The sequence below is a fragment of the Paenibacillus antri genome (assembly GCF_005765165.1).
In the GTDB taxonomy this organism is placed as follows: domain Bacteria; phylum Bacillota; class Bacilli; order Paenibacillales; family YIM-B00363; genus Paenibacillus_AE; species Paenibacillus_AE antri.
The window spans coordinates 366160-388108 of the sequence record NZ_VCIW01000004.1 but is presented as its reverse complement, the minus strand read 5'-3'; the positions used below and the strand labels follow the sequence as shown (position 1 = coordinate 388108).

Sequence of the window (21949 nt, the reverse complement as noted above, 5' to 3'; positions counted from 1 at the left end):
TGTCGTACCGATTCATTGTCTCTCGTCCCCTCGTCAGCTTTCATTTTATTTCATACGAGGGTGTTTTTCGACTGCATTTTTATCGTAGCACTCCAATCGATGTTTATCTTTTGACCCCTACGGAAGGGTCTGGGGATGGCGTGGACTCATCCCCCAGAAAAACATTAAGGATTATGAGATCGATGTGTTACAGAAGAATCGGAATGAGTCTCGAAAGACAGGGGAGTTTACTCGGCTTTTAGATACATACCCGGATATTCGGGAAAAGATCGATAACATGTATCTAGGACGGAAAAGCGAAAGCTTAGAACCGGTTGCTACCCCTAAATCGGTGTTTGGATATTTCATCAAGCTCTGTCGAGAGAAAAAAATACCGCTTTCCGAATACCCTTTCAATACTGATCATTTGGGTAGAAGGGCAGTGGAGCGTTATTTAAAGAAACTGCGTGATAAACACTTCAATACCGCCTCAAAACGCTACGGTAATGATGCACACCAGAAAGCAACCAATTCAGGGATCGGACAACAAAACCACCCAACCCCAATAACCCCATATCAGCGTGTGCAATGCGACGGCCACAGAATCGACGCTACATTCGCTATTTGGTTTACGACTTTGGAAGGCGATGAAGTTTGTAGGGTACTAGAACGCTTCTTCATCATAACCATAGTGGATGAAGCGACAAGGGCTACTTTAGGCTACTGCATCTGTTACAACAAAGAGTATGGCGCCGTAGAAGTGCTGCTTTGCATGAAAAACGCCATAATGCCCCATAAACGCAAGGTATTGACGATTCCAGGCTTAACTTACCACGACGTCGGTGGTTTTCCCTCCGAGAAGATTCCCCAAGCGGAATGGGCTGTTTGGGAAGAGATTTGTTTCGATAATGCGAAGTCCCATCTTGCCAATATCGTTCGCGACCGTTTGTCTGAGCTTGTTGGCTGCTCAACAAACTTTGGTCCAGTCAACATGCCGATGCGACGAAGCTTTGTGGAGCGTTTTTTTGAAACATTGGAGGCCAACGGATTTCACCGCTTACCTAACACCACTGGTGGAAGTCATTTTGATCCGAGAAGAGACAATCCGGAGGGAAAGGCAATTCAATACTATATTACGGTTGATGAGCTGGAGGAGATTGTTGACGTATTGATCTCCAATTACAACGGTACGCCGAATGCAGGGATCTCTTACCTTTCTCCTTTGGAGGTCATGGAGCAACGAATTAGAAAGGGGATGATACCTCGCGTGTTGGATGAAAGCAAACAATCGAGCTTTGCCTTCCTTCAGAGCAACGAAACCCGGGAGGTCAAGGGAGACATTAGTAAGGGGAAAAGACCGTTCATTTACTATTACGGTGTTGAATACCGAAATGACATTCTGGCCCAATCCGGTGAACTAGTCGGGACTACCTTAACGTTGCATGTTAACCTCGACGATATCCGTACGATCAGGGCATTTTTGCCGGACGGTTCTGAGCTCGGTGTGTTGTCTGCTGCCGGCAAGTGGTCCTTAACACAACATTCGTTAAAGATGCGAAAGCAAATTAACCTGTTAAAGCGTCGTAAACTGCTTCATTTCACAACATGGGATGATCCGATATATATGTATCTGGAATATCTAAAAACAAAGGCTGCAAAGGGCCGAAAGTCCAATGCTAATACCTACGCGAACGCAAAGCAGGTAACCGAACGGAATAAGCCTGATGAACTGGACAAGCAAGAACGCGAAGTAATCGAGCTCGAGGAGGCACAATCGAAGGCTCTAGAAGAAGCCAGAGATAAGATGAACAAAATCAAGGAAGCGGAGCATCATACCACACATCGACGTTTTAAAGCGAAGATTTACTAGGGGGGCAGTCGTGGAACGTAGACCTCAAGTGCTAAATGGTGCTCATCCTGTCGAGCAAGGATTGTACATCTTAGCGACAAAAGAAATCCAGCGCTTGCTCGAGGCTGTGTGTCAAAATATCAAGAACCATGCCCCAGGGATGATTGTGTATGGGAGACCGAGAATCGGGAAATCAAAGGCGATAGAGTTTATCAAGGATTTGATTCCCGGTGAAGTCGGGCAACCGATTCCAGTCTATTCGACTTTTTGCCGGAACTACATGCGGCCTTCAGACACGAAATTCTATGCAGATATGCTGCATGATTTTAACTTTGCCTTGCCATCGAAGAAAAGTCCGGATGACTTAAGGAACCAGATCGTTAATTTCTTCAAGTTGCATGCCGAAAAGTCAACGCTGCGACGTGTTGTGTTATTTATGGATGAAGCACAACGATTGACGGAGTGGCATTACGGGTGGCTTATGGATATCTACAACGATTTGGATAAGGACAAGATTAGTCTGACTGTCATATCGGTGGGGCAAAGTGAATTGCTCGGGCGCAGAGACTATTTCCTGAAAAACAAGAAAGCACAAATCATCGGTCGCTTTATGGTTCACGAACATGCCTATTACGGGATCAAGGACGTGAACGATATGAAGTATTTCCTCGCGTGCTACGATGAGGATACAGAGTTTCCCGAGGAGAGTCAATGGTCGTTCACTCGTTACTTCTTCCCGGAGAGTTTTCAACAAGGAGAGCGCTTGAAGAAGTGTGCTAAGACTCTCTTTAATCTCTTTGTTGAACTGCGCAGGGAACACGGACTGGCTGCATCTCAGATCGAGATTCCGATGGAATATCTCTCGATCACTGTTGATAATGCGCTTAAAATATATGGGGCTAACGGGAAGGGACACGATTGGCCATCGGACAATGACTGGCGAGATGCGATTAAAAAATCAGGTTACATCGAGTCAGAGATTTATATGGCGTTGGCTTAACATCGAGACCAGGGTTACGACCTTGGTCTTTTTAGTTCTAGAAGGTTTGCACGGGAAAACTTTTGGAAAAAAAGATAATAAAATCGATGACGAGGGTGTATGGAATGCACACGATATGGAAAGGTACGATCAGCATCGGGATGGTCCAAGTTCCCGTAAAATTATATTCTGCTCTGGAGGACCGAGATATCGCGTTGCACTACATCCATAAACCTTGCGGCAGCCAGCTGCAAAACGTCAGGAAATGCAGCAAGTGCAATAGCGAAGTCGATTGGGGTGAAGTAGGGAAAGGGTACCAGTACGAGAATGACCGTATGGTGATCATTGAAAAGGAAGAACTGGACCAAATCGCAAATGACAAATCCAAGCAAGTACTCGTATACGAATTTGTGAAAGACACCGAAGTCGATCCTATTTTCGTTGAAAAAACTTATTACATGGGACCGGAACAGGTTGGCGTGAACGCATATTATTTGTTCCTACACGCGTTAAAGACGACGGGTAAAGTGGCAATAAGTAAATTTACAATGCGATCTAAGACGCACCTGGCTTTAATCCGTGCAAAAGATAATTGTTTACTGCTTGAAACCATGCATTATAGCGACGAGGTTAGGGATATTACGCATGTACCAAACCTTGTCCCTGATTATTCCATAAAACGCTCAGAGTTACTGTTAGCCAAGAAGCTCATAGAATTTATGACCGGTAAATTTGAGCTTACGAATTACAATGACGAATACAGAGCTCAGCTTATTAGTTTAATCGAAAAAAAGGCAGCTGGTGAGAAGTTCGCTCCTGAACGCTTAGAATCAGCACCAAATATCGTCGACCTGGTTACAGCCCTCCAAGAAAGCATTCGAACCCACTCCAAGAAGAGCGATGACGCACCAGTGACCCGCAAACAAAAACCAAAAACAAAAAAGATTATTAAACACCCGGAAGATAATGACATGACGGAATCCGTTTCTTAACCTAAGGAGCGAGCATAGTGAATAAGTTTCAATCCGTTTGGTCTAAAGACTGGATCCATCCTTACGAGTCGCCTTGGTCCATCTTTGAGAAATATACGTTAGCAAACGTAACGACAAAAAATGAAGTTCTTTACTTCTTGGGAAATCATGAGGTTAAGCAAGTCAAGAACAAAGCTTTTGGTGATAAGCATCGTAATTTATTAGCCTTGACAGGCTTTAATCGTACGTTGCTAAGAGAAGTGCTTGACTACGATTTAAAAGGTCATACTGATCGTCTGATTTTCATCCTCACTCGGAGAGTCGCCTGCAAATGTACACCTACTACTTCGTGGTTCTACAACCATCTTCGATGGTGCCCTGATTGTCTAAGCTTAGGGTTTCATAGTATGTTTCACCAGTTCAAGCTCGTGAACCATTGTCCGTTTCACTTGAGTAAGCTGAGGGACAGATGCTCCGGTTGCTTTCAACAACTTACTTATAAATTTACGGACAAGGGCATGAAGGGGCCATTTTTGTGTCAATGTGGTTTTTCGTTTGTTGATTACAAAGACCGTTGGAGACATTGGGGCACGCCCTTATCGATACGGTGCGAAGAAACGATGAGTTGGCTAGAATCGGAAAAAAGTACTGAGCATTTACATGTGTTTAATCCAAAGCATGCAATGTACTCCTCAAATCCGATCAAACTTCTGTTACAAGAAAGTTCCGATCCGGTAAGCGATGGAATATTGAGAATTTCTGTCGCCCCAAGCCAAAACTTCGAGTTGGATAATTGTAACGACCTACCGAGAACAACGGATCCACATTTGCGACATTTTGAACTACAGAGTAGTCACAAATACCACAACATTTTTGAACACTTGTTTAATGTTACTCGAAATGCCTATTTAGACCTAGATCGGTATTTAAAGTCAGGATTACTACATGAACACAAGACATGTATTGATCGGCTGCAATACATGTTAAAGGAACCCGAGTGCGGATTTCCTCCGATATGTTCTGTTGCTTACGCATACGTTTTCTGGAGGCAGTCGCTATTGGGACTAGATTCATTTTACCGAACGGTTCGCACGGTACCGCCGGCCGAGTACACACAAACATTCTCGGTATTAGGAAAGCCCTTTATTGAGGACCTTCAGTTTTTATTCGAGAGGTATATCGCTCATACAGGCGATTTTACTCCTAAGAAGCCTGGCGAGTTAAGTTGGATGATTTATAGAGCAGCTTTCCTTTATTTCTCACAATACTTCCGCAACTGGGCCGAGGAATCGATTTTGCGTGCTGTAGAGGTTTCGGTGCCCCGTGGGGAACAATTAGCGGAGTTAGCCGTCCGTAATATGCCGTTCTTTGTTATACAACGACCACTTACCTATACAGGAAGTATGTCGCTACATACAGAAAAATCGCATAAAGAACCATTGAATGAACTGGTGCTGCCTTGTCCATATGTAACGAGAAAATCGTGGAGAATAGGTGAGAAAGAAATAAGCTTCAGTCCGTTATCCGTGGCAATGAGGAGGTTGGATGATAAGTCGTACGATCAAGAGGTTAAGCTTGCAACAACCTATGTAAGAAGATTACTTACTTATTAATGGGGGTTATAAGCCATGTATGAGATTGAGAGAAGAGCATTCGAAGAAAAAAATGAGGAGATGCCTTGGTTTATCCAAGACTTTTTCTCAGCAAAAACAAAATTATCCATTGCAACAAAACTCGAATATGTTCGGGATTTTGAAGCTTTCCTTTCCTGGCTTCTCGAAAGTTACTTTACCTCTTACTCCGAGATAACTGAACTAACAATGGATGATCTCAACACATTAACGTTTGAGCATTATCAGTACTTTTTTAACCAACTCGAACAAAATGGAAACGGGGAGGCTGCGGTAAATCGAAAAATCGGTTCTTTACGCTCCTTGACCAAATATTTAAACACCATTGAAGATGAGAAAGGGTACCCATTGCTGAAACGGAACTTTTTGGCGAAGCTATCCAGAAAGAAAGCTGGCCCTGCCAGTAGAGCCTCCACAGTACATGGAAAAATCCTGAAAAACGATGCTGAACGGAAAAATTTTGTGAATTTCATTGAGAATGAATACATACCGCCTAACAAACGTGCAGAGTTATATTATGATAACAATAAGGAGAGAGACTTAGCGATTGTAAGTTTAATTTTATATTCCGGAATCAAATTAAATGAGTTGGTAGTTTTGGTTGTTTGGGATATTGATCTTACCAACCGGAAGATAAAGGTGAACAGAAAGAGTGCTAAAGGGGATTATTATCTCTCCTATGTTTATTTTGATGAAGAAGCTTTAAGATATTTAGAGAGTTACATTAACATCAGGACAAGTCGTTACCGAATTCCGTCATCTGAACAAGCATTATTTCTAGCGTGTAGAGGATACAAATCTTCAAGTGGACAGAGGATCAATAAGTCAACCATTCAGGTTTTAATTAATAAGTACAGCTCAGCATATGGACGTCCTGAAATAACGCCCAAACGATTAAGACAAACTTATGGAACGTTAAAATACGATGAAGTCGATCACGGGCTACTCAGCGAATTAATGGGCATTACAATCAACTCGGCCGACGTATATCGTTTGTTGTCTGCAAATCTTAGCGATGAAGGTGAGACCGACGAAGCGAAGACTGGTGAGGTATAAGGGCTTAGGTGGTCGTTCCATCCATGTTGCGATTAGAAACGGGAGTAATAAGACTAGTTTAAAAGAGAGCATCATCGATCCTGTTGGTGTGCTCACTGAATCCTCTGCTAATGGACAAGGTTTAAATGAAAAAGAACTCGCTGTATTTAAGGAGTGGAAAGAAAGAGTTAAATCACAAAAACTCAAAGTTGATTATCCTTAATCAACAAGGTGTGTTAGTTTGTTTTACTGTAACTGTTCATCTGTCGAAGGCAGACTCATAATGCAAAAGAATAGTAATATGGATAATAGGTGTTTTAGATGGAGTGTTGTGCACGGCGATTATTCAGCTGGGCATGAAAGTTGACAACATAAAGTGAACGGTGTATTATTCATTTATACCCTACGGGGTATTATTTTTTACCCCGAACAATACCCCTGTGGGTATGTTGGAGTAACATAAATTATTGAAGAAATACTAATAACACTATTTACGGGAGGAACAATAACGATGGCAACAACGACAATGCAAGCCATGACGCCGCAACAACTCACGAAGAAGATCCTTGCGAACGAGGAGGTATTCATCCTCGACGTTCGAAATACATCGGAGTTTGATAACTGGAAAATCGATGGCGGTAAGACGGAGATCTTGAACATTCCTTACTTCGACTTGTTGGACGGGGTTGACGAAGCGCTTGACAAGATCCCGAACGGCAAAGATATTCTTGTCGTGTGCGCGAAAGAGGGGTCTTCCATCTTTGTTGCGGAGCAGCTCGTCGAAGCCGGAAGAATGAATATACATTATCTGAAGGGCGGCATGAAGGCCTGGAGCGAATACTTGGAGCCGGTCAAAGTCGGCGACTTGAAGGACGGGGGCGAGCTGTTCCAGTTCGTTCGGATCGGGAAGGGCTGTTTGTCCTACATGGTACTGTCGGGCGGAGAGGCCGCAACGATCGATACGCTGCGGATGACCGAGGTGTTCGAGCAATTCGCCAACGACAAGGGCGCGAAGATCAAGCACACGCTCGATACGCACTTGCACGCGGATCACATCTCGGGAGGAAGAATGCTGGCGGAGAAAACCGGAGCGACCTACTGGCTCCCTCCGAAGGATGCGACGGAAGTCATTTTCGAATACGAACCTCTTGAAGAAGGAAGAGAAATTACAGTCGGTAAATCAAAGATCCGTATCCAACCGATTTATTCTCCCGGTCATACGATCGGAAGTACATCTTTTATTGTAGATGATCAATACTTGCTTAGCGGGGATATCTTGTTCGTCGAGTCCATCGGTCGTCCGGACTTGGCCGGGAAGGCGGAGGATTGGGTGGCGGATCTCAGAACGACGCTATATGAGACGTACAAAGATCTGTCGGAGGATCTCATTGTCCTTCCGGCGCACTTCGGCAAGGCGACCGAATTGGGCGAAGGGGGTCGCGTCTCCGCTCGACTGGGGGATCTGTTCAAAAGCAATCCGGGTCTCAATATCGCGAGCGACGAGGAGTTTAGATCGACGGTCACGGAGAATCTCCCTCCTCAGCCGAACGCATATCAAGAAATTCGCCAAACGAATATGGGCAGAATGTCCCCGAACGAAGAAGAACAGCGGGAGATGGAGATGGGTCCGAACCGCTGCGCCGTGCACGATAAGTAATAATCTCTACTGTGGGGGAAGAAATTGCAAACTCCTTCCCCCACTGGTATTGGGTGACAGTTGACGAATTGGTTTATGCGCTGTAATATACCCGTAGGGGTAGTGGTACTGATATTTTTTTGACTAAAACAATACCGTGTGGGGTATGTGGAAGACGTTGAAAATTCAAATCATAAACTGAGAGGATTACTGTTATGGACCTGGATATCGTGTGGATTCTTGTTTTATTCGCGATCGGCTTTGTCGGGTCCTTTATTTCTGGCATGGTAGGGATCGGCGGGTCGATCATTAAATATCCGATGCTGCTTTATATCCCTCCTGCCTTGGGATTCTTAGCTTTCACAGCCCAGGAAGTCGCGGCCGTTAGTGCGATCCAAGTGTTTTTCGCGACACTGGCCGGAATGTTCGCTTATCGCAAAGGCGGCTTCATCAATTCGAAGCTCGTACTCTACATGGGGATACCGATCGTCATCGGCAGCTTTCTTGGCGGGTACGGTTCGAAGTTTCTACCGGACAGCGCCATCAATTTTACCTACGCGGTCATGGCGTTGGTAGCTGCAGTGATGATGTTCTTGCCGAAGAAGGGTATCGAAGATGGAGATTACGCGAAACTTACGTTCCATAGAGGGTTGGCTTCCGTCTCAGCCGCCCTGGTCGGTATCTTGTCTGGCATCGTCGGCGCGGCCGGGGCATTCATTACCGTACCGATCATGCTCGTCCTGCTCAAAATCCCGACTCGTGTTGCCATCGCGTCTTCCTTAGCGATTACGTTCATCTCCTCCATCGGGACAACGGCTGGCAAGATTATGGGGGGACACATGCTTTGGATTCCTGCGGCCGTTATGGTGATCGCAAGCATCATCGCTTCCCCGATCGGCGCGAAAGTCGGGAAGACGATGAACGTGAAGCTGCTTCAATGGATTCTCGCCGCCTTGATTGCGGCTACCGTAATTAAAATTTGGCTCGATATTTTAACCTAAACTAAAGGAGCGTCATGCGCTATGGCAGGAAAATACGCGAAAGACATGCTTCCGAAGGAAGTAAAAGAACGGTTAGCGAAGGGCGAAAAGTTGAACATTATTGATGTGCGCGAACCGGATGAGTGGGAATCGGGTCACATCCCGAACGCCAAGCATCTACCGCTCGGTTCGATCGGGCAGCGACATAGCGAGTTGGAACGTTCGGTGCCATACATTGTCGTATGTCGCAGCGGGGGCCGCAGCGGAGTGGCCTGCGAGATGCTTGAAGAAATGGGATACGACGTTACGAATATGCCCGGGGGCATGTCTCATTGGGAAGGCGAAGTAGCCTACGGGCTCTAAAACAGGAGGGGGTGCAATACATGACAGCCATCATTCAAACGAATCAAACGTTAGATTGCGAAGGCTTGGCTTGTCCGATGCCGGTCGTGAAAACGAAGAAGGCCATCGAAGAAATGAATGCCGGTGAAGTGCTCGAAGTACGGGCCACGGATAAAGGCTCGGTGGCTGACTTGCAAAGCTGGGCGAACCGGACAGGACATCAATACATCGGTTTGAAGGAAGAGGGCGGCGTCTTCCGCCACTTCCTGCGAAAGTCCTCGGAAAACGAGACAAAACCCGAAACGAAACATCCGCACGTCATCAGCAACGAAGAACTGAACCGGAAACTGGCGGCCGGCGGAAATTTTAAAGTACTGGACGTCCGGGAACCGGCGGAGTACAGCTTTAACCGGATTCCAGGAGCGATCTCGATTCCGATGGGCGAACTGGAGCAAAAGCTCGATTCTCTTCCAAAAGATGAAGAATATTTGGTGGTTTGCAGAACGGGCACCCGGAGCGATCTCGCCTGCCAACTGCTTTCTGAACGAGGTTATTCTAAGGTTACGAATGTCGTACCTGGCATGTCCGCGTGGGAAGGACCCACGGAGCGTGACGAGTAAGAAACCAACCACATCTTAGGAGGACAAAAAACATGGCGAATAAACGAGTGGCGATCATTGCATCTTCTGCGGGATTGGAAACGGCATATAAAGTGTTAAACATCGCGACGGCCGCAGCGGCGTTGGATGCAGAAGTGGGGATCTTCTTCACGTTCGAGGGGTTATCCATCATTCATAAGGATTCGGAGCAAATGCTTCAACTGAAACCGGAAAACGCAGGTCTTGCCGAAGGGTTCAAAAAGGTGAATGTACCGTCCGTAGCGCAGTTGCTCGAGATTGCGAAAGAGTCCGGCGTACGCATGATCGCTTGTCAGATGACGGTGGATGCGATGGGCCTCGAGAAAGAGCATTTCATCGACGGGATCGAACTCGGCGGCGCCGCGGCGTACCTCGACTTCGCGTTCGACGCGCAAGTGACATTGAATTTCTAAGTATATTACCTATAAGGGAGGATATATAAGATGGCAGATATCGTAATCGACGCGAAAGGGTTGGCGTGCCCGATGCCGATCGTCAAAGCGAAGAAGGGGATCGATTCGATCCAAAGCGGGCAGACGATGGAGCTTCATACGACGGATAAAGGGTCCATGAACGACTTCAAAGCTTGGGTGAACCAGACGAATCACGAGCTCGTGGAAGCGAATGAAGAAGGCGGCGTGTTCAAGTTTGTCGTGAAGAAGGGGTAAGAACGAGATGGGGTGAAAACAGATTCGCTGCGATCACCCCAATCTTCTTTGTAAGGAGGTGCCTTATGATTTGGTTGTCGATCATCTTCGTGCTATGGACAACATTTGAAATTCGAAAGCAATGGCCCGTACAAGGTCTTCACTATATAACGGAATCCGACATCGTCGGTTTGAGAAGCGGCGTATCCCTAAAGGTGGTGGACCTCCGGGAAGCGCCTGACTTCTACGCCGGACATATCGAGGGCGCCGAACACATCTTCATAGGAAGATTATCGTTCGTGTGGAACCGTCATGTTGCTTCCGGAGATACCATCGTCCTGGTGGCGGAGAATCGAGCTGCGCTAAAGAAGGCGGCAAGGATTTTGAAGAAAAAGGCGGGGGCGTGTACGTTATACGGGTTACTCTATCCTCAAGTTCATGCCGAAGACGGTCATTGTGTTGCTTGTTAAAATTTTTTTTGTAGTTTTTAATACCTATACATGTATCTGTAATAAGAAAGGGTGACTGGAGTGGCTGAAAAGGAAAAATCGACAATCGTTTTATTTAGCGGGGAACTGGATAAGGCCATAGCGGCTTTCATCATCGCGAACGGTGCGGCGGCTTATGACCATGAAGTAACGATCTTCTTTACGTTCTGGGGCTTGAACACGCTCCGGAAGGATCAGCAAGTGCCGGTGAAGAAAGGTTTCTTGGAGAAGATGTTCGGGAAGATGATGCCTCGCGGCGCGGAACGATTAGGGCTCTCGAAGATGAATTTCGCCGGGATGGGGCCGAAGATGATCAAGCATGTGATGAAGAAGCATAACGCGCTCACCTTGCCGCAGCTGATCGAGCTTGCGCAGGAGCAAGGCATTAAGTTGGTCGCGTGCACGATGACGATGGACTTGCTGGGGCTTCAGAAGGAAGAACTGCTCGACGGGATCGAATATGCGGGCGTTGCGGCTTATCTAGGGGATGCGGCAGACGCGAAAGTGAACTTATTCATTTGATGCCCGGCTCCCCGATGTGGTTATAATATACCTATACAGGTACCGGGGGGATATGAACGATGAAATACGATGACGATATGAAACGACGCCTGCGCCGAGCGGAAGGACAAGTGCGCGGCGTTCTGAAGATGATGGAAGAAAACAAGAACTGCAAGGATGTCGTCAATCAGCTCTCCGCGATCCGCAGCGCGATCGACAAAACGATGGCGCTCGTCGTGGCGGTCAACTTGGAGCAATGCATTCTAGAGGAGCAGGCGAAGGGCGGAGACACGAACAAGGTCGTCCATGAAGCCGTGGATTTGTTAATCAAAAGCAGGTAGGTGAAGGAACGTGGATGCTGGACTATATATTTTACTATCGTTGATTGTTCTCTGGCTGCTGTACAAACAGTTCGTTCCGGTGAAAGGGCTGCGTACCTTAGCCCCTGAGCAGTTTCAAAGCGAGTCCAAGGGGAACAAGGTGATTGACGTCCGGGAGATCCATGAATATAAGCGCGGCCATATCAAGGGAGCTGTGAATGTCCCGTTGAGCCAGTTGCAGCAGCGCTTGGGAGACATCCCGAAGGATCGTACGATATATTTATACTGTCAAAGCGGAATGCGGAGCAAACAAGCCGCAAAGCTGCTTGGACGTAATGGGTACGCCGATGTAGCGCACCTTCGAGGCGGGATGATGGCTTGGAGCGGGCCGACCCAAAAATAAGCATGGACAATCGTTATGAGCGGCATACTACCCGTAAAGACTGATTACGGGGAGGGCCGCTCATGTTTCATTACACGGTGGAGACGGATGGAACCGTGGAAGAGGCCATCGATGCGTTAGAACAACGACTGCAAGCAGACCAGTTCGGCGTGCTTTGGAGGTTTAATATTCAAGATAAGCTGCAGGAAAAGGGGTTTGCATTCGAGAGTAAATACATCGTGCTTGAGGTCTGCAACCCTGCCGAAGCGAATCGAGTGTTGAGCGAGACGCCGATGGCTGGGTATTTCCTCCCGTGCAAGATCGTGGTTTACGAAGCGGAGGGGAAGGTCAAGGTGGGAATGCTGAAACCTTCGGCCTTAATGGATGTCATGCAGAACGACTCCCTTAGAAGGATCGCATCGGATGTCGAGGAAAGATTAATTCAGAGTATCGACGGCGTTCGCAAAGTTCAAGCCTAATGATGAACGAACCAATGAGTTTGAACTCGTTGGTTTTTTCTTTATCAAATCTTAATATTGAATCGGTAAAATTACTGCGGACGTCTGAACTTGAGGGAGGAAGAACGTGAAGGGGAAAACCGTTCTGATCATTGAAGACGATATGAAAATTCGAAGACTGTTAAGGCTCTATCTTGAAAAAGAGGGTTATGAAGTCTTAGAGGCGGAGGACGGTAGGGAAGGAATGGAGGTATTTGAAAAACTCGATCCGTGCTTCGTCATTACCGATCTGATGCTGCCGAAACAAAGCGGCGAAGAGCTTTGTCAATGGATCCGTACGGAGCAGAACAGCGACGTGCCGTTACTGATATTAACCGCGAAGGTGGAAGAAGCGGAGCGGATTAGGGGTCTGCAATTAGGCGCGGACGATTATGTGACCAAACCCTTCAGCCCCCAAGAGGTCATTGTCCGGGTGGAGACCATCCTAAGAAGAACCGCCAACCGTTGCAGTAAAATTAGCTATAGAGGGCTGACTTTGAAGCCGATTCGGGGAGAAGCGAAATATCAGGGGGAGAGTATTCCGCTTACGAACCATGAGTATAAATTATTATATTTTTTCATGCGTCACCCGAATCAAATCTTGGCGCGTGAACAAATTCTGCAAGAGCTTTATCCCAATGAAGAGAAACAAGTCATCGATAGAACCGTCGACGTCCATGTCAGCAAGCTGCGCGAGAAACTGCAAGCAGTGGAAGCGCCGGCCGAATTGATCGAGACCGTTCGAGGCATGGGGTATCGATTCAATGCTTATTAAGAAGGCAATGTTCTGGAGACGACGACTGTCCTGGAAGCTTATGATGGTGAACGGGCTCGTCGTTGCGGTCGTGATTTGGCTGGCCGGCGTGTCCGTCAAAGATTTCGCCTGTGTCGTGGTCGGACAATTCGAAACCGTTGGGGAGGAGACGACTCGCAGCTTCAATCAAACGATGCAGTTTTATTTATGGAGAGCCAGCGTCTTAGCCGTTGTCGTTGCAGCGCTCGTTCATTATTTCTTCGTAAGAAAACTGCTCTCCCCTCTGAAGCGGTTAACGGAATCTACCCAAGCATTGACTAGAGGGGTATATCCCGAACCGATCCCCGCGGAGAGCGATGACGAAATCGGTAGTCTGACGAGAAACTTTAATCGAATGACGGAAACCCTTCAACGCGAAGAGCAGCATCGGAAACGTCTTATGAGCAACATCTCGCATGAACTTCGTACACCTTTAAGCAACCTAAACGGGTACCTAGAAGCTCTAACTAACGGCGTTATCGACGGAGATCGAGAGCTCTTCCGGTCTCTCCATGAGGAATCGCAGCACTTATCGCGCCTGGTGGAGCAACTGCACAGCCTATCGGTTTGGGAAGCGAGACGGATCACGGTGCAGGAGAAGAGTCTGGTCGAGATCCAAGGACTTTGCCGCCAGGTGGTACAGACGTTTCAGTTGGAGTCGGTAAAGAAGGAGATCGCGTTTCATCAGGATGTCCAGCCTTGTGAAATATGGGTACACGAGCAAGGGATCAAGCAAGTGATGACGAATGTAGTGGCCAACGCGGTTCTGTACAGCATCGGAAACGACGTTTGGATTCGCGGGGAGGTTTCGGACGGAAATTTCCTCATTTCCATTACCAATCATGGGAAGCCCATCCCGGATGAGGTGAGGCCCTACATTTTCGAGAGGTTCGTGAAAAGCGACCCTTCCCGGAAGCGTAATGGAAACCAGGAAGGGACGGGACTGGGACTTGCCATCGTGAAGGAGATCGTGGAACAGCACGGGGGGCAAGTCGGTTTATCAAGTGCCGGAACGAAGCATACCTTCTGGTTTACGATCCCTCTCTAGATGGAGACGATCCAAGGTTTCGATTCAATGGACACTTCGCCTCTCTGAGCAAAATAAGATTTCAAAACGTCATGCGCTAGTACGCCTTGCATCGATCGACCGGAAGTCTGGTTCTTGAACAGCTGTTCGCCAGCTCCCGCAATGCGGTACATGCGTTCGTCTCGCACCGGCTTGCCTTTGATCTCAAGATGTTGAATTCGGTGGCCCGCCGGATTGTAAGGCTTATAAGCCATCATGAGGTTCGAGGAACGCAAGAGATACCCTCCCTTCTGCTGATAGGGATCGGCAGCGAAAACTTGCTCTAGATTCCGTTCCAACGCCGTAAGCAGGGATGCACCGTCCATTTCCAGGATAAAGAGTTCGGGATTCGTCGGAATGATGTTGTATAAGTCGTTCAGCGTAACGAGTCCTGGGAGTACGGGGGCCCCGTACCTCCAGCCGTGGGAGAAAGCGACATCGGCTTCCGTGTAAGCTAGGTATGCGTCGGTGATGAGCCGATCCATCGGCGCTTCTTGAAGCGTCATCCGGTGCAGCGGCGTCTTGATAGCGCCTATCGGCTCCGATAACCGATCTCGAAAGGGAAGTAACGATTCCTCGATCATTGCCTTGATTTCGACGTCTTCTTCGTAATCCTCCGCATACAGCGGCAGGAACGTATGTTTGAAATTCGTAACCTTCCCGTATTCGACGGTCACATCCAGTCTTCCTAGGAAGGATGCGCTCGCGCCGGACTGTATGATGACGCAGCCGTTCTGAATGATCGGTCGATCCAGTCGATCGTGACTATGACCGCTGAGGAGGATGTCGATGCCGCCAACCTGTGATGCTAATTTCACATCCAGCGGCAACCCCATATGGCTTGCGACGATAATCAGATCCGCTCGCTCCTCGGTTTTCAACCGATGTACGGTTGCGGTTAATTCCTCTATCCCTAACGAGAACGAGAAGCCTTCGGAGAAGGAAGACGGCATCGTCACATGGACGTAAGGGTACGTTAAGCCGATGATACCAAGCCTCAACGAATCGTATTCTTTTATTACATAAGGGTGGAAAATAGGTAGGTCATTTCGTTTATTTTTTACGTTAAGAGCCGTGATTGGAAATGCGCATTGTTCTTGTAACTTCAAGATCCTATCGGCCCCATAGGCAAAATCCCAGTTTCCGGGTACGGCCGTATCGATTCCCATCGCATTCAGAAGGGGAATTATCATGCTGCCTTGCGTAAGGACGGCGGGAGCCGTGCCATGTAAAAAATCGCCGCCATCCACGAACAGGACGTTCGGCGTACTTTTTCTGATTTCCTGTACGACGTGGGCGATTCGAGCGAAGCCGCCGACTTGACGATACTCGTGCGTACCGGCTTTCCAAAAGAACTCCGCATGGGGCTCGATGTATCCGTGCGTATCGTTTTGTTGGATGATCGTTAGCTGCGTCATGATTGCAAATTCCTTTCGAGGCTTGGTCGTTGTTATAGGCTTAACATAATCAATTAGGATTATGAGGGAAGGAACCCGTGTGATTTTCCTCACATCTTCAGTCGAAACGGAGGCGTATACTGAATTTATAAGATACCCAATGGGGTATGACTTTAAAACAGCAAGAAAGGTGATGCATCATGAAAAAGAAAGTCCTCGTTGTAGGCGGCGTCGCAGGCGGCGCGTCGGCAGCCGCTCGACTTAGACGTCTAGACGAGAACGCGGAGATCGTCATGTTCGAACGAGACGGCCACATTTCTTTCGCGAACTGCGGTCTCCCGTATTACATCGGGGAAACCATTCAAGATCGATCGAAGCTGATGGTGCAAACTCCGGAGAGTATGAAGGCTCGATTTAACCTTGACGTTCGCATTCACAGCGAAGTAACCGGAATCGATGTGCATGGAAAGACCGTTACCGTAAACAGCAAAGAAAAGGGCGTATACGAGGAGAGCTATGACTACTTGATTTTGTCTCCCGGCGCGAAGCCGCTGAAGCCGCCGATCCCGGGGATCGAGAGCCGCTTGATCTTTACGCTTCGGAATATTCCGGATACAGACCGAATCAAGTCCTACGTTGACCAAGAAGGCATTCGAAGCGCGATCGTCATCGGCGGAGGGTATATCGGCGTTGAGATGGCGGAGAATCTCCGGCATCGCGGACTGGACGTCGCCTTGGTCGAAGCCGCGCCGCATATTTTGGCGCCGTTCGATTCGGAGATGACGGCGTTCGCGGAGAAAGAGCTCGAGGACAACGGGGTTCGTCTGCTGCTCGGAGACGGCGTTCAATCGTTCGAGGAGAAGGACGGAGGGATTTCGGTCTCGCTGCAAAGCGGGAAGGAAGTCCATGCGGACCTGGTCATTCTCGCTATTGGCGTGGCTCCGGATACAGCATTCTTGAAGGAGTCCGGCATCAAGCTTGGGACAAGAGGTCATATCCAGGTGAACGAATCGATGCAGACCAACTGCGATGGTGTATACGCCGTCGGCGATGCCGTCGAAATTACGGATTACGTGTCCGGGCAACCCTCTGCGATACCGCTGGCCGGTCCGGCGAACAAGCAGGGGAGAATCGCCGCCGATCATATTAGCGGGCTGGCGTCGACGTACAAGGGGACCCAAGGCACCGCCATTATCAAGATCTTCGGCCTCACCGGAGCCAGCACGGGAAGCAATGAGCGAACGCTCGTGAAGCTCGGCATTCCATACCGCACGGTTTATGTTCACCCGAGCTCGCACGCAACGTATTACCCTGGGGCGAAGCCGATTGCGTTAAAGCTGTTATTTAACGACGAAGGGAACATCCTTGGAGCGCAGGCCTTCGGGGCGGAGGGGGTAGACAAGCGGATCGACGTCATCGCTACCGTCCTTCGTCTGAGAGGTACCGTAGACGATCTTGCGGAGCTTGAGCTTACGTATGCGCCTCCGTTCTCCTCGGCGAAGGACCCGGTCAATATGGTAGGGTACTTGGCGCAGAACGTGTTACACGGACGAACCAAGGTCGTGACGTTGAAGGAGCTGGACTCGTTCGATCCGGAGCGGCAGATTCTGCTTGATGTCCGGACGAAGGCGGAATACGATCAAGGGCATATCGAAGGCGCACTGCATATCCCAGTCGACGAGCTTCGGATGAGGAGCGGGGAATTGGAGCAAGGGAAAGAGATTTATGCGTACTGCGCTGTAGGGATGAGGGGGTATATCGCTTCCCGCATCTTGAAGCAAAAGGGGTTTGCCGTTAAGAACCTGACGGGCGGTTACCGCAGCTATTCAATGTCGCAATATAGACCGAAAGGGTAAGCTGCCGTAGCTTAACGAAAGCTTAACATAAGCCAAGTAAGATAATTAAGAAGCATCCATGAAGGGAGAGATCGGGATGCAGCTTGGTTATCGCGACTTGGCTTGCGAAATCTTGGTTCAAACTTGTTTAGATCTGCTGGACAAGAGAAGGAAGGGCGGACGAAACTTTCAAAATAAGCAGGATGCTCTAGCCTTCCTCCATACTGATTGGTTCGAAGAGTTATGTTATTTTCTTGAACTGGACCCTTCTCACACAAGAATGAAAATCATACAGGGGCCAGATGTTGCAAAGCGGGCATAAAGAAACGGAAGGGAGTTCGCTCCCTTCCGTTTCTTTACGATCCCGCAATTACTGCAACACACGACGGGCGGTTACGTAGTGATCTTCCCAATACCCCGAATGCAAGTTGCTGATTCCGACCTCATTGCTGGGGGCGCTATGAATAAAGTCCCCATTCCCGATGTATATCCCGACATGATTGATGGTGCCGTTGGTATTGGTATCGAAGAATACAAGGTCGCCGGTCAATAAATTCGACTTCTTAACGTAACTGCCTTCCTTGGCCTGGTTTCGGGAAACGCGAGGGAGGTCGAAGCCATGCTCACGATTAAATACCAGTTGTACGAAAGCGGAACAATCCGAATATTTATCGTTCGTCGTCCAAGGCTCCGCGCCCCACTTGTAATCGAAGTCTCCCATGTACGATTTGGCCGTAGCGATAATTTCGCTCGCCGATACATCCGGCTTAGGTCTAGAGGGCGTCTTGTAGTCGAAATAACTCGCTGAGGCATAACCTATTTTTCCGCGATAATTGATCTTTAACCAATATCGATTTACGGTTTCGATCACTTGAACTTTGTCGCCTTCTTGGATAAAGCCGATCTTGTTGCTGGAGATTTTCGCGTCGCGCCTAACATTTACGCCTTCGATAGCTGTAGCGTATTTCGAATCCCCATAATTTGTATATTTGTCGTTTGCGGATATGTACCCGGTCTTGCCGTCCGACGTCTCAATCTTCAACCATCGATCGTTCACTTGACGCATTACGTGTATATCTTCGCCTTTCCGCAGCATGCGTTTCACAGTAGAAGCTGTATTCGGAGCCTCCCGAAAGTTAACGCCATAGGTCACTTTGGTTTCGAAGGAAGCGGCTGACGCTTGTACGGCAAGGAAAGAGGATGTCATGGATAAAGCGAGGCCCAGTGCAACGATCGGCGTTACTAATTTCATTTCTTCACATCTCCTACATGTAAATTGGGGGCCGGACCAACTCGTCCGGCCATTGCTTTTTACTTATTTAAACGCACTGCCGCCAAACACGAATCGATACTCCCAATGCTTTCCTGCAATGCTGTCTACACGAACGCCGCCCGATTTGTTGGAATACGTGTGAAGCATCTTCCCATTTCCTAAGTAAATCGCGTTATGGGTGATGCGTGGATCGCTCTTCGTACGTTTCGAATAATCGGTAGCCTTGGTGCCGTTGTACGAAACGAAAAACATAATGTCCCCCGGTTTGAGATGCTTCCAGTTTGTCGTTGTCTTCCCGATTTTCTTGACATAAGTCGCTTGTGTCCTGGAGTTCCCCGGCAATATAATGCCTGCACCTTCTTTGAAGGCTTGTCTTACGAAGTCGGAGCAGTCGAAAGTAGCCGTGGTGGAACGATCGGAACCGAATAGGTAAGGCGTCCCCATGTACTTCTTGCCGGCTTGGATCACCTTCTGTGCGGGCGGCACCACTGTGCTGCTCCTGTAACCAGCCGCTTCCGTTACGGCTTGTCCCAACGAACCGGTGCCAAATAACAGAGCAGGGATCATGAGAGCAACAGCGATTTGTTTCTTCATCGTAATTACCTCCTAAATGGGAATGTGTCGCTGCATGAACAGGCTAACATAGGGAAACGCCGCTTCCCGGACACACTTTTTTCCAGTCTCCTTTATCATTTCTTAACAATCGATCGGTACGATGAGTTTGAAAGCGAGGAGAGGGGGAGTGACGTGTACACGCTTCAGGTCGGTTCTTTTGTATTAAACGGGGAAATATTGCTCATCTTCACATTCGGATTAGCGGGCTGGGCTGCCTTACGAAGTTATGCGCGAAAGGTTCATGTAGAGGAAGATATCGTTACTGCTGCCTCAACTGGGTTCCTGATCTGGCTGCTTATCTGGAAAGGGAGTCTCCTGTTGTTCGATCCAGCTGCAGTCATTCAATATCCGCAAGCGCTGCTTTTTTTCGACGGAGGAGAGAAGGGGCGGTGGACTGCCTGGCTAGCGGCTACGGGATATATCGTAGCCCGGGCATGGAAGGGAAAGTTAGCGATTCGCACCGCTGCGGAAGCGGCCACGGTCTATCTGCTCGGCGGGTTGACGGCATTTCATCTCGGAATGTCGTGGTTTGAACTCGAAGCGTGGCCGTTTCACATCGCAGTATCTGCTCTGACATTTTGTGTAATGCTCTCCTTACTCCTTGCTAAACGGCAAGTGCCTTGGACAGGGGTTATGCAAAGGTGGTTATGGTTATGTATCGGTCTTATGGGGGTTGGGTTTATTAACCCTGATCGAGAGTCCGTTCTCCTCTCATTTGATTTCGTTCAGTTGATTTGTGCTGCGGCAGCTGCATTGCTTTATCTCAGAATTGCATCTTTGGAAAGGAGGGACTCTTAGTGGATTTGTTGACGGTGTTCATTGCACTTGCTGCGGGGGCGTTATCCTTCCTCTCGCCATGCGTATTTCCGCTGATCCCGGCTTATGTATCCCATATCACGGGGTCCTCGATTCGAAATAACAAAATCGAAGTCGACCGAAAACTCCTATTGATGCGGTCCATCACATTCATTCTTGGGTTTAGCGTCGTCTTTATCGCGATGGGAGCTTCGGCAAGTATGGTTGGACGGATTTTCGCGGAACAGAGAGAGCTGGTGCAGAAGGTGAGCGGACTTCTGATTATCCTGTTCGGGATGCAAATGGTCGGATGGCTGCAGCTGCGGTGGTTTATGACGAATAAGTCTTGGGATGCGGGCCGGTTACAATCGACGGGAGGGTCGCTGCGCTCTTTCCTTACGGGGCTTGCCTTCGGTTCCGGTTGGACGCCATGCGTCGGGCTTGCTCTATCCTCGATCCTATTGATGGCGGGCTCGTCCGAAACGCTCTGGAGCGGCATCGGGATGCTGGCCGTGTACTCGCTTGGATTAGGGATCCCGTTTCTGTTGATCTCCGTGGTTCTGACCTACTCTACCGGCGTTATGAAGATAATAAATCAATATGTTCCCGTCCTATCGAAGATCAACGGTTGGCTTTTTATTGGAATGGGCCTGCTGCTATTTACCGGTCAGCTTCAGAAGATCGGCGCGTGGCTCGCAAGATATACCTTATTCGATATCACATTATAAAGAGAGGTATGGATGATGAAGAAAAGCATATTGGCAATCATCGCTCTATTGGGACTTGTTGCGTACGGGGTGTTTGACTATGTAACCGGAACCATGGGAGAGTTAGACGCGCCGCAAACGACTGTAATGAACGACGATGTTCCGATCGGAATCGAGAAGGGGCAACGCGCGCCGAATTTTACATTGAACGACCTGAACGGAAATTCGGTACAACTTGAGGATTATCGCGGGAAGAATGTCATGATTAATTTCTGGGCAACGTGGTGCCCGCCATGCCGAGCGGAAATGCCGCATATGCAGCAGTTTTACGAGGACTACCAGAACGAGACGGTGATTTTAGGGGTCAATCTGACGACAACCGAAGGTAGACCGGAAGGCATCGAACCGTTCATCGAGGAGTTCGGGTTAACCTTCCCAATTGTCTTGGACGAAGAAGGAGATGTCATGACAGGGTATCAAGTGATCGGATATCCAACGACGTATGTCATCGACGGATCAGGGATCATCCGTGAAGTGTACCGCGGAGCGATCAATTACGAGATCATGCAAAAGACGATTGAGGAATTGTAGGA

The 21949-nt window shown here is 48.4% G+C and carries 27 protein-coding genes; 24 read left to right on the top strand and 3 right to left on the bottom strand.

What is annotated here, in order from left to right:
• Positions 1–184: 184 nt before the first annotated feature.
• The 19 genes from FE782_RS09450 to FE782_RS09360 all read left to right on the top strand — a co-directional run bounded on the left by FE782_RS09450 (position 185) and on the right by FE782_RS09360 (position 14716).
• A complete protein-coding gene (locus FE782_RS09450) occupies positions 185–1849 on the top strand; it encodes a TnsB C-terminal domain-containing protein (protein ID WP_138193823.1) in 1665 nt (554 codons plus the stop codon).
• A 10-nt stretch (positions 1850–1859) separates the two neighbouring features.
• Complete coding sequence (locus tag FE782_RS09445) at positions 1860–2828, top strand: ATP-binding protein (RefSeq protein ID WP_158299323.1); 969 nt, start codon at positions 1860–1862, stop codon at positions 2826–2828.
• A 104-nt stretch (positions 2829–2932) separates the two neighbouring features.
• Entirely contained in the window at positions 2933–3799 is an 867-nt protein-coding gene (ku, locus tag FE782_RS09440; RefSeq protein ID WP_138193821.1) for a non-homologous end joining protein Ku, read from the top strand.
• A 1037-nt stretch (positions 3800–4836) separates the two neighbouring features.
• A complete protein-coding gene (locus FE782_RS32770; protein WP_238392400.1) occupies positions 4837–5391 on the top strand; it encodes a hypothetical protein in 555 nt (184 codons plus the stop codon).
• Positions 5392–5406: 15 nt separating this feature from the next.
• Positions 5407–6465, top strand: a complete 1059-nt coding sequence (locus FE782_RS09430; RefSeq protein ID WP_138193820.1) for a tyrosine-type recombinase/integrase — start codon at positions 5407–5409, stop codon at positions 6463–6465.
• Complete coding sequence (locus FE782_RS09425) at positions 6455–6667, top strand: hypothetical protein (RefSeq protein ID WP_138193819.1); 213 nt, start codon at positions 6455–6457, stop codon at positions 6665–6667. Before FE782_RS09430 ends, FE782_RS09425 begins: the two co-directional genes overlap by 11 nt.
• Positions 6668–6955: 288 nt before the next feature.
• The gene (locus tag FE782_RS09420) at positions 6956–8101 is read left to right on the top strand and encodes an MBL fold metallo-hydrolase (protein ID WP_138193818.1); all 1146 of its coding nucleotides are present in this window, start codon (positions 6956–6958) and stop codon (positions 8099–8101) included.
• Positions 8102–8295: 194 nt separating this feature from the next.
• Entirely contained in the window at positions 8296–9081 is a 786-nt protein-coding gene (locus FE782_RS09415; RefSeq protein ID WP_138193817.1) for a sulfite exporter TauE/SafE family protein, read from the top strand.
• 21 nt (positions 9082–9102) lie between these two features.
• Positions 9103–9423 (top strand): rhodanese-like domain-containing protein, encoded by a 321-nt coding sequence (locus FE782_RS09410; protein WP_138193816.1) that lies wholly within the window; start codon positions 9103–9105, stop codon positions 9421–9423.
• A 20-nt stretch (positions 9424–9443) separates the two neighbouring features.
• Entirely contained in the window at positions 9444–10022 is a 579-nt protein-coding gene (locus FE782_RS09405; RefSeq protein ID WP_138193815.1) for a sulfurtransferase TusA family protein, read from the top strand.
• Positions 10023–10054: 32 nt separating this feature from the next.
• The gene (locus FE782_RS09400) at positions 10055–10453 is read left to right on the top strand and encodes a DsrE/DsrF/DrsH-like family protein (protein ID WP_138193814.1); all 399 of its coding nucleotides are present in this window, start codon (positions 10055–10057) and stop codon (positions 10451–10453) included.
• A 30-nt stretch (positions 10454–10483) separates the two neighbouring features.
• Positions 10484–10708, top strand: coding sequence for a sulfurtransferase TusA family protein (locus FE782_RS09395; RefSeq protein ID WP_138193813.1), 225 nt, complete (start codon positions 10484–10486; stop codon positions 10706–10708).
• 65 nt (positions 10709–10773) lie between these two features.
• On the top strand, positions 10774–11157 hold the full coding sequence (locus FE782_RS09390) for a rhodanese-like domain-containing protein (protein WP_138193812.1): 384 nt from the start codon (positions 10774–10776) through the stop codon (positions 11155–11157).
• A 60-nt stretch (positions 11158–11217) separates the two neighbouring features.
• On the top strand, positions 11218–11697 hold the full coding sequence (locus FE782_RS09385; protein ID WP_138193811.1) for a DsrE/DsrF/DrsH-like family protein: 480 nt from the start codon (positions 11218–11220) through the stop codon (positions 11695–11697).
• Positions 11698–11756: 59 nt separating this feature from the next.
• Positions 11757–12017 carry a metal-sensitive transcriptional regulator gene (locus FE782_RS09380; protein WP_138193810.1) on the top strand — a complete coding sequence of 87 codons (261 nt, stop codon included), beginning with the start codon at positions 11757–11759 and terminating at the stop codon, positions 12015–12017.
• A 10-nt stretch (positions 12018–12027) separates the two neighbouring features.
• Complete coding sequence (locus FE782_RS09375; protein ID WP_138193809.1) at positions 12028–12399, top strand: rhodanese-like domain-containing protein; 372 nt, start codon at positions 12028–12030, stop codon at positions 12397–12399.
• Between the two features lie 62 nt (positions 12400–12461).
• Positions 12462–12857 (top strand): DUF302 domain-containing protein, encoded by a 396-nt coding sequence (locus FE782_RS09370; protein WP_138193808.1) that lies wholly within the window; start codon positions 12462–12464, stop codon positions 12855–12857.
• 106 nt (positions 12858–12963) lie between these two features.
• Positions 12964–13650, top strand: a complete 687-nt coding sequence (locus FE782_RS09365; RefSeq protein WP_202914503.1) for a response regulator transcription factor — start codon at positions 12964–12966, stop codon at positions 13648–13650.
• Positions 13640–14716: a sensor histidine kinase gene (locus FE782_RS09360; RefSeq protein WP_138193807.1), complete on the top strand. Its 1077-nt coding sequence runs from the start codon at positions 13640–13642 to the stop codon at positions 14714–14716. Before FE782_RS09365 ends, FE782_RS09360 begins: the two co-directional genes overlap by 11 nt.
• On the opposite strand, the gene FE782_RS09355 is transcribed toward FE782_RS09360, so the two are convergent.
• Positions 14713–16152 (bottom strand): bifunctional metallophosphatase/5'-nucleotidase, encoded by a 1440-nt coding sequence (locus FE782_RS09355; protein WP_138193806.1) that lies wholly within the window; start codon positions 16150–16152, stop codon positions 14713–14715. The genes FE782_RS09360 and FE782_RS09355 overlap by 4 nt on opposite strands.
• A gap of 179 nt (positions 16153–16331) precedes the next feature.
• Between FE782_RS09355 and FE782_RS09350 the strand changes: the two genes are divergently transcribed.
• Positions 16332–17987, top strand: a complete 1656-nt coding sequence (locus FE782_RS09350; protein WP_138193805.1) for a CoA-disulfide reductase — start codon at positions 16332–16334, stop codon at positions 17985–17987.
• Between the two features lie 76 nt (positions 17988–18063).
• Positions 18064–18288, top strand: coding sequence for a hypothetical protein (locus tag FE782_RS09345; RefSeq protein ID WP_138193804.1), 225 nt, complete (start codon positions 18064–18066; stop codon positions 18286–18288).
• Between the two features lie 48 nt (positions 18289–18336).
• Here the strand turns inward: FE782_RS09345 and FE782_RS09340 are convergent, their stop codons facing one another.
• Together FE782_RS09340 and FE782_RS09335 are read right to left on the bottom strand one after the other, a co-directional pair.
• Positions 18337–19218, bottom strand: coding sequence for a C40 family peptidase (locus FE782_RS09340; RefSeq protein ID WP_138193803.1), 882 nt, complete (start codon positions 19216–19218; stop codon positions 18337–18339).
• 63 nt (positions 19219–19281) lie between these two features.
• Complete coding sequence (locus FE782_RS09335) at positions 19282–19833, bottom strand: C40 family peptidase (RefSeq protein WP_138193802.1); 552 nt, start codon at positions 19831–19833, stop codon at positions 19282–19284.
• 153 nt (positions 19834–19986) lie between these two features.
• Here FE782_RS09335 and FE782_RS09330 point away from each other — a divergent pair, with 153 nt between their 5' ends.
• Genes FE782_RS09330 through FE782_RS09320 form a run of 3 tightly spaced genes read left to right on the top strand, consistent with a single transcriptional unit; the run spans position 19987 to position 21947 of the window.
• Complete coding sequence (locus FE782_RS09330; protein ID WP_138193801.1) at positions 19987–20652, top strand: hypothetical protein; 666 nt, start codon at positions 19987–19989, stop codon at positions 20650–20652.
• Complete coding sequence (locus FE782_RS09325; RefSeq protein WP_202914502.1) at positions 20652–21377, top strand: cytochrome c biogenesis CcdA family protein; 726 nt, start codon at positions 20652–20654, stop codon at positions 21375–21377. The genes FE782_RS09330 and FE782_RS09325 overlap by 1 nt, the downstream gene beginning before the upstream one ends.
• Positions 21378–21389: 12 nt before the next feature.
• Positions 21390–21947, top strand: coding sequence for a peroxiredoxin family protein (locus tag FE782_RS09320; RefSeq protein ID WP_138193800.1), 558 nt, complete (start codon positions 21390–21392; stop codon positions 21945–21947).
• The last annotated feature ends 2 nt before the right edge of the window (positions 21948–21949 follow it).

Coding starts and splice junctions, on each gene's coding strand:
- ku (WP_138193821.1), top strand. CDS start 2,933: ATGCACACGATATGGAAAGGTACGATCAGCATCGGGATGGTCCAAGTT.
- FE782_RS09430 (WP_138193820.1), top strand. CDS start 5,407: ATGTATGAGATTGAGAGAAGAGCATTCGAAGAAAAAAATGAGGAGATG.
- FE782_RS09420 (WP_138193818.1), top strand. CDS start 6,956: ATGGCAACAACGACAATGCAAGCCATGACGCCGCAACAACTCACGAAG.
- FE782_RS09415 (WP_138193817.1), top strand. CDS start 8,296: ATGGACCTGGATATCGTGTGGATTCTTGTTTTATTCGCGATCGGCTTT.
- FE782_RS09410 (WP_138193816.1), top strand. CDS start 9,103: ATGGCAGGAAAATACGCGAAAGACATGCTTCCGAAGGAAGTAAAAGAA.
- FE782_RS09405 (WP_138193815.1), top strand. CDS start 9,444: ATGACAGCCATCATTCAAACGAATCAAACGTTAGATTGCGAAGGCTTG.
- FE782_RS09400 (WP_138193814.1), top strand. CDS start 10,055: ATGGCGAATAAACGAGTGGCGATCATTGCATCTTCTGCGGGATTGGAA.
- FE782_RS09395 (WP_138193813.1), top strand. CDS start 10,484: ATGGCAGATATCGTAATCGACGCGAAAGGGTTGGCGTGCCCGATGCCG.
- FE782_RS09390 (WP_138193812.1), top strand. CDS start 10,774: ATGATTTGGTTGTCGATCATCTTCGTGCTATGGACAACATTTGAAATT.
- FE782_RS09380 (WP_138193810.1), top strand. CDS start 11,757: ATGAAATACGATGACGATATGAAACGACGCCTGCGCCGAGCGGAAGGA.
- FE782_RS09370 (WP_138193808.1), top strand. CDS start 12,462: ATGTTTCATTACACGGTGGAGACGGATGGAACCGTGGAAGAGGCCATC.
- FE782_RS09360 (WP_138193807.1), top strand. CDS start 13,640: ATGCTTATTAAGAAGGCAATGTTCTGGAGACGACGACTGTCCTGGAAG.
- FE782_RS09355 (WP_138193806.1), bottom strand. CDS start 16,152: ATGACGCAGCTAACGATCATCCAACAAAACGATACGCACGGATACATC.
- FE782_RS09350 (WP_138193805.1), top strand. CDS start 16,332: ATGAAAAAGAAAGTCCTCGTTGTAGGCGGCGTCGCAGGCGGCGCGTCG.
- FE782_RS09345 (WP_138193804.1), top strand. CDS start 18,064: ATGCAGCTTGGTTATCGCGACTTGGCTTGCGAAATCTTGGTTCAAACT.
- FE782_RS09340 (WP_138193803.1), bottom strand. CDS start 19,218: ATGAAATTAGTAACGCCGATCGTTGCACTGGGCCTCGCTTTATCCATG.
- FE782_RS09335 (WP_138193802.1), bottom strand. CDS start 19,833: ATGAAGAAACAAATCGCTGTTGCTCTCATGATCCCTGCTCTGTTATTT.
- FE782_RS09320 (WP_138193800.1), top strand. CDS start 21,390: ATGATGAAGAAAAGCATATTGGCAATCATCGCTCTATTGGGACTTGTT.